Here is a 12,327-nt window from a genome sequence, read left to right as displayed (position 1 = left end):
CTAGATCCGGATCCAGGTCGTCTCGGTGGTGATCCCGGCGAGGACGTCCGGCAGCGGCTCGACGCCGAGCCCCGGCCCGGCCGGCACGGCCAGGTGGCCGTCGTCGAGCACGAACGGCGCCGTGACGTCGGTGCGGTAGTAGCGGCCGGAGGCGGACGTGTCGCCGGGCAGGGTGAAACCGGGCAGCGCGGCGAGCGCCACGTTCGCGGCCCGCCCGATGCCGGTCTCCAGCATCCCGCCGCACCAGACCGGCACGCCGTGCGCCACACAGACGTCGTGGATCCGGCGCGCCTCCAGGTAGCCGCCGACCCGGCCGGGCTTCACGTTCACGATCTCGCAGGCGCCGAGCGTGATCGCCGCGGCCGCGCTGCGGGCCGACGTGATCGACTCGTCGAGGCAGACCGGGGTGCGGATGAGCTTCGCCAGGGCGGCGTGGCCGAGCAGGTCCTCCTCGTCGAGGGGCTGCTCGATGAGCAGCAGGTCGAACGGGTCGAGCCGGCTCAGGTGCCGGGCGTCGGCGAGGGTGTAGGCGGTGTTGGCGTCGACCTGCAGCAGCAGCGCGTCGCCGAAGCGCTCGCGGACCGCCCGGACGGGCTCGACGTCCCAGCCGGGCTCGATCTTCAGCTTGATCCGCACGTACCCGTCGGCGACGTACCCGGCGACCGCGTCGAGCAGCTCGCCGATCGAGTCCATGATCCCGACGGAGACCCCGCACGGCACGCGGTCGTGGACCGCGCCGAGCTCCCGGGCGAAGGACCGGCCGGCGGCGCGCAGCTCCGCGTCGAGGACGGCCATCTCCAGGGCCGCCTTCGCCATCCGGTGTCCCTTGTACGGCGCGAGCACCGGCCCGACCGCGTTGGCGTCGAGCCGCGGGGCCGCCCCGAGCGCCGGCACGAGGAACCGGGTGAGCACGTCGATGGCGGCCTCGACGTACTCCGAGGAGTACAGCGGGTCGGCCATCGCCACGCACTCGCCCCAGCCCTCGGCGTCGGGGGTGACCGCCCGCAGCAGCAGCAGGTCCCGGTCGGTGCTGGTGCCGAAGGAGGTGCGGAAGGGCGCCACCAGCGGCATCTTGACGCGCCGCAGCTCGACCCCGGTGAGTTTCATGATGTCCCGTCGTTCCCTTCGGTGAGCACGTACCAGCCGGCCCGGTCGAAGCCGGTCACCCGCCGGTCGTTGGCCATGAGCGTGCCGAGCGTCTCGCGGACCGCGATCCGCCAGGCGTGGGCGGCGTCCGGATCGGTCCGCCGCAGCGTCTCGATGTCCGGCGGCACCGCCACCAGGATCGCCCGCCCGTCTGTGTCCTTGTCGAGGTCACCGGGTGCGGGGCGGCCGTCCGCGGAGCGTCCCAGGCCGACCACCGCGCCCCGGTGCAGTTCGTGTTCGACGGTACGGGTAGCCGGCCGCCCGCCGCACGCCGCCTCCACGGCCGGCGCGGCCAGGTCCCAGCTGACCAGCAGCCGGTCGCTGTCGTCGGCGCCGTTGAGCCCGTCGTTCATGCCGCCGTAGAAGTTGGTCAGGTACTCCGCCGGGGTCGCGGCCAGCTTCGCCAGGTTGAAGTAGGAGTTGCGGGCGACGAGGGGGTCGTAGGTCCACGAGATGGTCCGCAGCCCGCGGCGCACGGCCCAGCCGCGCTGGTGCGTCTTGAGCGCGAACCCGACCGCCCGCCGCCCGCCACCGGCCGCGACGCCGGTGATGTGGCTGTGCATGGTCGCGTGCGCCGGCGGGCCGAAGAACGCGACGCACGCGCCGACGAGCTCGTCCCCGTCGTACGCGCCGGCGACGTAGTTGTCGGCCTTGCTGAACGCCCGCAGCAGCACGGCGGTGACCGGCTGGTTGGCCGGGTCGGGCCGCCAGATCCGGTCGAACAGCCGGTGCATCGCCTGGAAGCCGTCGTCGCCGGTGATCTCGCGGACGGTCACCCCGGCCGCGTCCGCGGCGGCCCGCGCCTGCGCGTCGGCGGCGTCGGCGGCGACGGTCGCGTCCCCGGTGGCGCCGGCGGCGGTGGCAGCGGTAGCGGCGGTTTCAAGGGTCGCCATCACGCACCTCCCGCGGCGGCCAGGACGTCCAGCACCAGGGCCGCGACGAGGGCGGTGCGTCCGGGCAGCGCGTCGACGAGGACGTGCTCGTCGTCGGCGTGCGCGCCGCCACCGACCGCACCGAGCCCGTCGAGCGTCGGCGTGCCGACGCCGGCGGTGAAGTTGCCGTCGGACGCCCCGCCCACGGCGGCCCCGGCCAGCGGCGGCAGGCCCAGCCCGGCGGCGAGCGCGGCGGCGCGGGCGAAGAGCCCGGCGGACGCGGCGGCGGTCAGCGGCGGGCGGTTGCCGCCGCCCTCGACCTCGAGGGTCGCGCCGTCGAGCACGGGGCGCAGCCCGGCGAGGGCGGCGGCGACCCGGTGCTGCTCGGCCTCGTCGCGGACGCGGACGTCCACGGCGAGCTCGGCGGCGGCCGGCACGGTGTTGGTGGTGGTGCCGGCCGACACCGCGGTCGGCGTGACGGTGGTGCCGAGGGCGGGGTCGCCGAGCCGGTGCACGGCGAGGACCTGGTGGGCCAGCTCGACGCCGGCGTTGATCCCGCGCTCCGGCTCGAGCCCGGCGTGGGCGGCCCGGCCGGCGATCCGGATCCGGTAGAACCCGGCGCCCTTGCGGGCGGTCTTGAGCGCGCCGCCGTCCGCGGACGGTTCGAGGACGAGCGCGGCGCGGGCGCCGGCCGCCTCCTGCTCGACGAGCGCCTGGGAGCTCGGCGAGCCGATCTCCTCGTCGCCGGTGATGAGCACGGTCACGGCGGCGCCCCGCCCGGCCGCGGCGGCGGCCGCGTGCAGCGCCATCACGACCCCGGCCTTCATGTCGAAGCAGCCGGGGCCGCGCAGCCGCCCGCCGGTCGTGGCGAACGGGTGCGTGGCGAGGGTGCCGACCGGCCACACCGTGTCGTGGTGGCCGAGCAGCAGGACCCGGTCCGGTCCGGCGCCGAGCCGCCAGCGCAGGTGGGTGCGGCCGTCGACGACGATCCGGTCCGGCGCGACGCCGAGGCGCCGGGCGCCGACGCCGGCGAGCACGTCGGCGCTGCGGGCGACGGCGGCGAGGTCGGTGGACGGCGACTCGGCCCGCACGAGCGTCTCGATCTCCGCGAGCAGCGCCGGCAGCGCCGCCCGCATCGACCGCAGCAGGGAAACGGTGTCCAGCTCAGTGTCCATTGCGGACCTTCGGCGTCGCCCGCACCCCGAAGTGCAGGTACGGCTCGCCGGTCGGCAGCGCGTAGAACGTGACCGGCGCCCAGTTCTGCGCCGACGGCTCCTTGACCAGGAACAGGTTCTCCTCGACCGGGACCATCGCGTATTCGCTCACCGGGTCCGGGATCAGCTCGGCGATCGGGCCGGTGACGGTGCTGCGCATGACCGGCCCGCCGTCGCGCTCGAAGACCTCGATGCGGACGCTGGCCCGCTCGTAGGTGCCGAGGTACCGCTGGAAGTCGACCTGGACCGGCTCGGCGGGCGGCGCGATCGGGCGCGGCATCGCGACGCCGGCCGCCTCGGCGAAGATCTCCCGGTAGAGCTCGTCGTAGAGGTCGCGGCCGTTGCCGCCGTTGGTGAGCAGGGTGACGGCGAGGCCCTGCTCGGGCAGCAGGCGCAGGAACGCGGACTGGCCGATGGTGTTGCCGTCGTGCCCGATGAGCCGGTGGCCGTCCCAGCCGAACCGGATCCAGCCGAGCCCCCACGAGTCGCCGAGGGAGTACTTGTCGGGCAGCTCGGCGTGCTCGGCGGCCATCGCGGCGGCGCTCGCCTCGCTCAGCACCCGGGTGCCGTCGGTGGCGAGCCCGCCGGTGAGGTGCAGCCGGGCGAACGCGAGCACGTCGGCGGCGGTGGCGTTGATCAGGCCGGCCGGCCCGAGCGAGCGGGGCAGCGCCCACGCCGGCGCGACCTTCAGGTCGTCGGGGTCCTCACCGACGTGGCCGATCGCGGTCCGGTGGGCGAGGGCCTCCTCCGGCAGCGTGCCGGTGCGGCGCAGCCCGAGCGGGCCGGACAGCCTGGCCCGTAGCGCGGCGTCCCAGGTGCCGCCGGTCAGCTTCTCGATGACCCGGCCGGCGAGGGAGAAACCGGCGTTGCAGTACGACCAGGTGACGCCGAGCGGGTGGTTCTGGGTCTGCTCGGCGAGCAGCGCCACGTACCGCTCGAGACAGTCGTCGCCGCGCCCGGTGTCGGTGAACACGTCGCCGTCGATGCCGCTGGTGTGGGTGAGCAGGTGCCGCATGGTGACCTGCTTGGTGACCTCCGGGTCGGCGAGGCGGAACTCGGGCAGCACGTCGGCGACCGGCGCGTCCAGGTCGAGCAGGCCCTCGTCGACGAGCTGCAGGACCACGGTCGCGGTCCACACCTTCGAGATCGACCCGATCTGGAACACCGAGTCGGTGGTGGTGGCGACGCCGGTGTCCTTGTTGACGACGCCGTACGCCGCCTCCACCAGCTCGTCGCCACCGCTGTCGGCTCCAGTGTTGACTCCAGGGCGCAGGCGCAGGATGCCGAGCGTCGCGCCGGGCACCTTGTGCCGCTGGGCGAGGGCGGTCAGCCGGCGCTGCCAGTGCGCCGCGTCCAGGGCGGGCCGGCGGGGCTCGCGGTCGGCGGCGAACCACTCGACCCAGTCGACGATCCGGCGGTTGAAGTCGATCCGGTGCGACGGCCGGCCCTGGAGGATGAACAGGTGCGAGGCGTCCGGGTAGAGGACGAGACGGGTCGGCACGTCCCGCACGCGCAGCGCGGTGTGCCACTGCTGCGCCTGCCCGGCGGGGCACCGCACGTCGGCGGCGCCGTGCAGGATCAGGGTCGGGGTGCGGACCTGGTCCACCCGGGTGATGGGGGACATGTCGGCGACCGAGCCGCCGGCGAGCTCGAAGGCGTTGAGGAAGTGGCCCGCGTCGGCGGTGCCGGACTCGCTGGTCAGGTCGCTGACGACGCCGCCGGCGACGGCCGCGGCGAACCGGTCGGTGACACCGGTCAGGTAGCAGGTCATGTAGCCGCCGTAGCTGTAGCCGGCGACGGCGAGCCGGGCCGGGTCGGCGACCCCTTCCGCGACGAGGGTGTCGACGGGCTCCAGGAAGTCCTTGGCGTCGGCGACGCCCCAGGCGCCCACCGCGGCGGTGTAGAAGGCCTCGCCGTAGCCGTCGCTGCCGCGCGGGTTGAGCAGCAGCACGGTCCAGCCGCGCGCGGCGAGCTCCTGGTGGTACAGGTGGACGTCGTCGGCGGCGGCGTTCCACGCGTTGTGCGGGCCGCCGTGGATGTCCAGCAGCAGCGGGCCGGGCCCGGTCGCCGCCGGGTCGCGGACCAGCCAGCCGTGCACGACGGTGCCGTCGGAGATGGTGAACTCCCGCTCCAGCCGCGGGAACAGGTCGGCCTCGGCGTCCCGCTCGACCAGCACCGTCTCGTCGCCGGTGGCCAGGTCGAGGGCGACGAGCGAGCCGAGGGAGGTCGGGGTGAGCAGCAGGACGACCGCGGTGCCGCCGGCGACGGACAGGCCGGCGACGGAGCGTCCGGCGCCGGCGAGGACCGGTCGCGGGTCGCCGCCGCCGGCCGGGACGGTGTAGAGGTGGGTGTCGCCGCGGTCGCGGGCGCAGAACAGCACCGACCGTCCACTGTCGACGGTCACCGGGAGCGCGCCAGGGTAGCCCGGCCCGCCCGGCATGACGTTGCGGTCCAGCGGGGCGGACAGGCTGGTGACGGGCCCGCCGTCCAGCGGCACGCGCAGCAGGTGCGCGTGGCCGGTGAGCGGGCCGGGGAACCCGGTGACCAGCAGCGTCCCGCCGTCCGCGGCCCAGGTGACCGGGCCGCCGGTGCCGTCGGCGAGCCCGGCGAGCCGTGGCGGCGCCGCCGGGTCGGTGGCGGAGCGCACGTACACCGGGCAGTGCATCGTCCGGTCCGCGTCGGGCGCGGTGGCCGCCGCGTAGGCGAGCCGCGTGCCGTCCGGCGACCAGGCGGGGTCGCCCGCGTGCCAGTCGCCGTCGGTGAACCGGCGGCACGCCTTGGTGGCCACGTCCACGACGTGCACGTGGCTGCGCATGGTGCGCAGGTAGCCGGCGCCGTCGGCGAGGTAGTCGAGCCGGTCCGCGACGATCGGCGCGGCGCCGCGCCGCTGCCGGGCCGCGTCGTCCTCGCCGTCGGCGGCGTGCAGGTCGACCGGCGCGGCGAACGCGATGGCCGTGCCGTCCGGGCTCCACACCGGCCGGCCGGCGCCCAGCGGCAGCGTCGTCAGCTGCTCGGGCTCGCCGCCGCCGGCGGGCAGCAGCCACACCTGCGCCGCGCCCCCTGTGGTGCCGCCGCCGGCCCGCAGGAACGCGATCCGCGTGCCGTCCGGCGACCACGCCGGCGCCGTGTCGGCGCCGCCCCGGGTGAGCTGCTCCGGCCCGCCCGAGCGGGTGCCGGCCCACCAGAGGTTGTGCAGGGTGCGGTCCGCCCCGGCGTCCACGGTGCGGAGCACATAGACGACCCGTGAGCCGTCCGGCGCGACCGCCGGCTGCTCCGGCGCGGCGAGGGTGGGCAGGTCGTCGATGCGCTGGCGTCGGGTCACGACAGACTCCTCGTGGGAAGCGGGGCTTGCTTTTCAAGGCCGGGTCGCGGCGCGGCGAAGTGGCAGGCGGCCAGGTGCCGGTGGGCGGCGCCGTCCGGTTCGGTGTCGCGGCAGACGTCGCGCTGGAGCACGAGCGGGCCGACCGGGCAGCGGGGGTGGAACCGGCAGCCGGCCGGCGGGTGGTGCGGGTCCGTGGGCTCCGCGGCGTCCAGGACGGCCTTGGTGCCGGTCAGCGTGCCGAGCAGCGCCGGCCGGGGGCCGCCGGGCTGCGGCGCCGAGGCGAGCAGCTGCCGGGTGTACGGGTGCTGCGGGTCGCCGAGCACGTCGTCGACCGGCCCGCACTCGACGATCCGGCCGAGGTACATGACGGCGAGGACGTCGCTGACGTAGCGGACGACCGCCAGGTTGTGCGAGATGAACAGCATCGACAGGCCCAGCCGGCGCTGCAGGTCGCGCACCAGGTTCAGCACGGTGCCCTGGATGGACACGTCCAGCGCGGAGGTGATCTCGTCGGCGACGATCACGTCGGGGCGGGCGGCGAGGGCGCGGGCGAGGGCGACCCGCTGCCGCTGCCCGCCGGACAGCTGCGCCGGGTACTGCCGGGCCCGCTCCGGCGCCAGCTCGACCAGGTCGAGGAGCCGGGCGACCTCGGCGCGGCGGGCGGCGGCGGCCGTGCCGCGCGGCACCGCCTCGGCGATGGAGGCGCCGATCGTCATCCGCGGGTCGAGCGACGAGTACGGGTCCTGGAACACCATCTGCACGCGGCGCCCGGCGTCGGTGCCGGGGGTGCGCGGCAGCCGCCGCCCGTCCAGCAGGATCTCCCCGCCGGACAGCGGGGCGAGGCCGACCGCCGCGCGGGCGAGGGTCGACTTGCCGGAGCCGGACTCGCCGACGAGCCCCACGACGCTGCCGGCGGGGACGGTGAGGTCGACGCGGTCGACGGCGGTGACGCCGCGCCGCCGCCCGCCGAAGCGGACCGACACGTCCCGGAAGCGCAGCTCGTTCACCGGACCTCACCCACGTGCCAGCAGGCGACCCGCGCCCCGGTGGCGTCGGTCTCCAACGGTGGCTCCTCGCGCCGGCACTGCTCGTCGGCGTACCCGCAGCGGGGCGCGAACGCGCAGCCGGTGGGCACCTCGCCGGGCTCGACCGGCCGGCCCGGGATGACGGTCAGCGGCAGGTCCCGGTCGGTGCCGAGGTGCGGCACCGCCGCGAGCAGCGCCCGGGTGTACGGGTGCCGCGCCCCGCCGGGCAGCGCCGCGGCGGCCACGTCCTCCACGACGCGCCCCGCGTACATCACCAGCACCCGCTGGCAGACCTGGCCGACGACGGTGATGTCGTGGCTGATCAGCAGCAGCGCGACCGAGTCGGCGGCCCGGATGTCCTCCAGCAGCGCCAGCACCTGCCGCTGCACGGTCACGTCCAGCGCGGTCGTCGGCTCGTCGGCGACGATGAGCGCCGGGGTGCCCATCAGGCCCATCCCGATCATCGCCCGCTGCCGCATGCCGCCGGAGAACTCGTGCGGGAACTGGTGCGCGCGCCGCTCGGGCGCGGGCAGCCGGACGGCGCGCAGCCGGTCGACGGCCCGCGCGAGCGCCTCCCGGCGGCTGAGGCCCTGGTGCTGGACGGCGGGCTCGGCGAGCTGCCGGCCGATGCGCTGGGTCGGGTTGAACGACGACATCGGGTCCTGGAACACCATCGCGAACGAGGTGCCGAGCAGGCGCCGCTGGGCCCGGCTCGGCCCGTGCCGCAGGTCCTCCCCGGCGAACTCCAGCCGGTCGGCGCGCACCTCGCCGGGCGCCTCGATCAGCTGGGCGACCGCCAGGGCGGTGAGGCTCTTGCCGGAGCCGGACTCGCCGACCACGCCGACCGCCTCGCCGCGGCGGATCGTGAAGCTCAGCCCGCGGACCGGCGTCAGCTCGCCGAACGAGACGCGGAGGTTCTCCACGGCGAGCACGGTGTCGCCGTCCTTGTCCACTGTGGACGGAGCGGCCGGCTCCTGCCGGGGCGCGCGGCGCACGGCGGTGAACAGCGGCGTGCTCTGGCCGATCTGCCGGGCGACCGCCTCGCCGGTGAGGTTGAACGCCAGCCCGGCGAGCACCACCGCGGCGCCCGGGACCAGGGCCGCGAGCGGGTGGACGTACAGGCTGTTGAGGCCCTCGCCGAGCAGCCGCCCCCAGTCGTACGACGGTGCCTGCACGCCGAGGCCGAGGTAGGACAGGCCGGCGAAGGCGAGCAGCGAGCCGCCGGCCGCGACGGTCGCGTTGACGACGAGCGGCTCGCCGATGTTGGGCAGGACGTGCCGGACCAGGACGCGGAGCCGGCCCACCCCCGCGATCCGGGCGGCGGCGACGAAGTCCCGCTCGGCGACCGAGGCGACCAGCGTGCCGGTCAGCCGCGCGAAGGCGGGCGCGACCGCGAAGCCGATCGCGAGGACGGAACCCTTGGTGCCCACCCCGAAGATGACCGCGAAGCTCAGCGCGAGCAGCAGCCCGGGGAACGCGACCGCGACGTTCACGCCGGCGGTCACGAGGCGGCCGAGGCGCGCGCCGATCAGCTGCGGCGCGGCGCCGAGCAGCAGCCCGATGACGACGCCCAGGCCGGTCGACAGCAGCGCCAGCACCACCGAGAGCCGGGTGGCGACCAGGACCCGGAAGAAGATGTCCCGGCCGAGCCCGTCGGTGCCGGCCCAGTGTGCCGCCGACGGGCCCTGCAGGATGTTCGCGGTGTCCACGGCGTCGGCCAGCCCGCGCAGGAGCAGAGGCGCCAGGACCGCCAGGGCCAGCACCGCCGTGAGCAGGACCGCCGCGGTCACGCCGAGCGGGGTACGCAGTCGCTTCGGCACGGTTCAGCTCTCCCGGATCGTCGAGCGCGGGTCGAGCAGCGCGAGGCCGACGTCGACCACGAGGTTGACCAGGAGCACGCCGAGGCCGTAGATCAGCACGATGCCCTGCACCACCGGGTAGTCCTTGGCCAGGATCGACTGGACGATGGTGCTGCCCAGGCCCGGCCACGCGAACACGTTCTCCACCAGGACGGTCGCCGCGACCAGCCCGCCCAGCAGCAGCCCGGCGATGGTGACCGTGGCCGTCACCGAGTTGGGCAGCGCGTGCCGCAGGTACAGCCGCCGGTCCGGCAGCCGCTTCGCGCGGGCGGTGCGGATGTAGTCGGCGTCCAGCACCGCCAGGGTCTCCACCCGCATGATCCGGGCGAGCACCGCGGCCGGGCCGAGGGCCAGGGCGAGGACCGGCAGCACGTAGGAGTCCGGCCCGGCCCGCCCGGCGATCGGCACCAGCCCGAGCTGGACCCCGAACAGGTACACCAGCCCGGCGCCTACCAGGAACTCCGGCACCGCGCCGAAGAACACGCTGGTCGAGGTGAAGCCGAGCTCCAGCCGCCGGCGCCGGCCGCCCCGGGTCAGCACCGCCATGGTCAGCCCGAGCGGGACCGAGAGCGCGACGGCGACCAGGAACGCGTACACGGCGAGCTCCAGCGTCGCCGGGTAGCGCTCCGCGATGACCTGGGAGACCGGCAGGCCGGAGACCGTCGAGGTGCCGAACCGTCCGGCGGACAGGTCGCCCAGGTAGTCCAGGTACTGCCGCCACAGCGGGTCGTCCAGGCCCAGCTGCTCCCGGCGCGCGGCGACCAGCTCGGCCGGTGCGGCGACGCCGAGCGCCGCCCGCACCGGGTCACCCGGGATCAGGTGGATCATGCCGAACGCCGCGGTCAGCAGCACCCAGACCGACAGCAGCAGCCTGCGCGACCGGCGTGCGGCGAACCGCACCCACGCGTTGTCCGTGAGTTTCTCCGTCAGTTTTTCCGTCCTGGCCCGCACGCCGGTCACCTCCTTACACCAGCATCCGGATGGACTGCGGGATCATCGCGCCGTCGCCGATCTCGAACCGCGCGCCCTGACCGAAGATCGGCACCGTCGAGTTGACGAACGGCACCACGTCGACGTGCTTGAAGATGGCCTTCTCGGCGGCGGCCCACTGCTCGCAGCCGGCCGTGCCGGCGACCGCCGACGCCTCCGTGACCGCCTTGGTGTACTCGGCGTTGTCGATGCTGGAGAAGTTGACGCCGTTCGGCGCGGACGGCCCGGACACGTAGGGCACGACCTGGCTGGGCAGTGGCGTGTTGAGCGGCAGGAACGCCGCCTCCCAGGCGAGCTGCCCGCCGAGGAGGCCGGTGCCGATCTCGGCGTCGGTCACCGGCTTCACGGTGACCTCCGCGCCGACGCTCGTCCAGACCTTCTGCGTGAGCTCGGCGCCGGCCTGCGAGCCGGTGCCCAGGCTGGCCGGGTACGCGATCGCGATGGTGAGCTTCTGCCCGCCCTTCGCGCGCACGCCGCCCGCGCCGGCCGTCCAGCCGGCGGCGTCCAGCGCGGCCTTCGCCGCGTCCAGGTCGTGCCCGGGCAGGTTCCCCTCGACCGTGTTCTGCTTGCACGGCGCGCCGCCCGACGAGACGAGGCCGGTCGGCGGCTTGCCGTTGCCGCTGCTGACGACCTTGCCCAGCTCGGTGAGGTCCAGCGCCTGGACCAGCGCCTTGCGCACCTGCTCGTCGGCGCCGGGCAGCCCGCTCTTGTGGTTGAACCACAGCTCGCCGAGCGTCGCCTCGATCTGCCGCTGGTGCAGGTTCGCCGCCTGCACCCGCTGCCGGTCCGGACCGACCAGCTGCGCGGCGTTCGCCTGCTTGGACATCAGCAGGTTGGCCGCGGTCGACTCGTTGGTGACGACCTTGAGGACCGCCGTGTCGGGCAGGCCGCGCTGGTCGGCCTTCCAGTCGCCGGGGCCCCAGGCGTAGTCCTTGCGCCGGGTGAACGTGTAGTGGTCGTTCGCCACCGCCTCGGTCAGCGTGAACATGCCGGTGCCGTCGCCGCCCTGCTTGAGCAGGTTGCGGTCGCCTCGGTACTCGTCGCCCCGTCCGGCGTTTTCGCCATCCAGGCGAGGAAACCAGACCGTGGCGTTGTTGAAGCCGAATGCGGTGCGGACATAATCCAGCCCTTCACCGTTGGCTTGGCGGTTTGAAGTAGCTCTTTGAGGCCTATGGTGTAAACGTCTTCGTATAAAAGTAGTCATTCTCGTGGCAATCATTCTCCGCTTTGTGTGTGTGTGTGTGTGCGTTCATCTATGTAGTCTGTCACAGCACTTGAAACACTCTTCTTTTCTGCATCTGGAAGTGGTATTCTAGCATTCTACAACAAGCAAATACCTTTAAACAAAAACTAGAAGCATTCTGAGATGTGTTTTTGTGTGTGTGTGTATGATGTCTACTCAGCGTTTCAAATGTGTGTGTCTGTGTGCCCCCCCCCCCCCCCCCATTATACTTGTGATACTACAAACTAACACACACACAGTAAATCTCTGAACATCTCTGTTAGATATCACACAACGCTTGTGTGTGAATCTGTCTAGCACCTTATAAATCCCGTTTCAAAGACTTCAAATCGCTATCACTTTAAAAAGTATGGCAGAGTGTCTCCAACGATGCTAGCAATTGTGTGTGTTCACAGCTGAGGACTTGAACTCTGTTGCAGTTCCAATCATTCTACAAACTTGATTCAGAGTGTTTCAAACTGCTCAAAACCAACCACTCTGTCATCTACTCTGTGTCAATCACAAACATGCATCCTTCATTGCTTCACTCTAGTATAGTATGAAACATCCATTTCTCACGAAGGCCTGCTTGCTGCAGTACTGTATCACTCTGTGCTTGTAAAGTCTGGATATTTGGAATGGTTTAATGCTAGAAACGGGAATTCTTCGTTGTCTTC

At 73.1% G+C, this 12,327-nt stretch carries 8 protein-coding genes; all 8 read right to left on the bottom strand.

Annotated features, from left to right (window positions below; translation table 11 throughout):
- The 8 genes from menC to ACQEVZ_RS56440 are packed head-to-tail and all read right to left on the bottom strand — an operon-like array spanning position 1 to position 11,632.
- Entirely contained in the window at positions 1–1,107 is a 1,107-nt protein-coding gene (gene menC, locus ACQEVZ_RS56475) for an o-succinylbenzoate synthase (RefSeq protein WP_344502000.1), read from the bottom strand.
- Positions 1,104–2,039 carry a GNAT family N-acetyltransferase gene (locus ACQEVZ_RS56470; RefSeq protein WP_433384460.1) on the bottom strand — a complete coding sequence of 312 codons (936 nt, stop codon included), beginning with the start codon at positions 2,037–2,039 and terminating at the stop codon, positions 1,104–1,106. Before ACQEVZ_RS56470 ends, menC begins: the two co-directional genes overlap by 4 nt.
- Complete coding sequence (locus tag ACQEVZ_RS56465; RefSeq protein WP_433384457.1) at positions 2,039–3,193, bottom strand: M20 family metallopeptidase; 1,155 nt, start codon at positions 3,191–3,193, stop codon at positions 2,039–2,041. The genes ACQEVZ_RS56470 and ACQEVZ_RS56465 overlap by 1 nt, the downstream gene beginning before the upstream one ends.
- A complete protein-coding gene (locus tag ACQEVZ_RS56460; RefSeq protein ID WP_433384454.1) occupies positions 3,183–6,554 on the bottom strand; it encodes a serine hydrolase in 3,372 nt (1,123 codons plus the stop codon). Before ACQEVZ_RS56460 ends, ACQEVZ_RS56465 begins: the two co-directional genes overlap by 11 nt.
- Positions 6,551–7,561 carry an ABC transporter ATP-binding protein gene (locus tag ACQEVZ_RS56455; protein ID WP_433384451.1) on the bottom strand — a complete coding sequence of 337 codons (1,011 nt, stop codon included), beginning with the start codon at positions 7,559–7,561 and terminating at the stop codon, positions 6,551–6,553. The genes ACQEVZ_RS56460 and ACQEVZ_RS56455 overlap by 4 nt, the downstream gene beginning before the upstream one ends.
- On the bottom strand, positions 7,558–9,399 hold the full coding sequence (locus ACQEVZ_RS56450) for a dipeptide/oligopeptide/nickel ABC transporter permease/ATP-binding protein (RefSeq protein WP_433384448.1): 1,842 nt from the start codon (positions 9,397–9,399) through the stop codon (positions 7,558–7,560). Before ACQEVZ_RS56450 ends, ACQEVZ_RS56455 begins: the two co-directional genes overlap by 4 nt.
- Before the next feature lie 3 nt (positions 9,400–9,402).
- The gene (locus tag ACQEVZ_RS56445) at positions 9,403–10,389 is read right to left on the bottom strand and encodes an ABC transporter permease (RefSeq protein WP_433384445.1); all 987 of its coding nucleotides are present in this window, start codon (positions 10,387–10,389) and stop codon (positions 9,403–9,405) included.
- Between the two features lie 13 nt (positions 10,390–10,402).
- The gene (locus ACQEVZ_RS56440) at positions 10,403–11,632 is read right to left on the bottom strand and encodes an ABC transporter substrate-binding protein (RefSeq protein WP_433384442.1); all 1,230 of its coding nucleotides are present in this window, start codon (positions 11,630–11,632) and stop codon (positions 10,403–10,405) included.
- Positions 11,633–12,327: the final 695 nt, after the last annotated feature.

Source organism: Dactylosporangium sp. CA-152071 (assembly GCF_050936335.1).
Taxonomy (GTDB): domain Bacteria; phylum Actinomycetota; class Actinomycetes; order Mycobacteriales; family Micromonosporaceae; genus Dactylosporangium; species Dactylosporangium maewongense.
Note: the sequence above shows the minus strand (reverse complement) of the source record. Positions and strands in the feature narration are given on the sequence as shown.

Excerpts from the sequence above, each read along its gene's own strand:
- menC (WP_344502000.1), bottom strand. The coding sequence starts at position 1,107 with ATGAAACTCACCGGGGTCGAGCTGCGGCGCGTCAAGATGCCGCTGGTG.
- ACQEVZ_RS56440 (WP_433384442.1), bottom strand. The coding sequence starts at position 11,632 with ATGACTACTTTTATACGAAGACGTTTACACCATAGGCCTCAAAGAGCT.
- ACQEVZ_RS56465 (WP_433384457.1), bottom strand. The coding sequence starts at position 3,193 with ATGGACACTGAGCTGGACACCGTTTCCCTGCTGCGGTCGATGCGGGCG.
- ACQEVZ_RS56470 (WP_433384460.1), bottom strand. The coding sequence starts at position 2,039 with ATGGCGACCCTTGAAACCGCCGCTACCGCTGCCACCGCCGCCGGCGCC.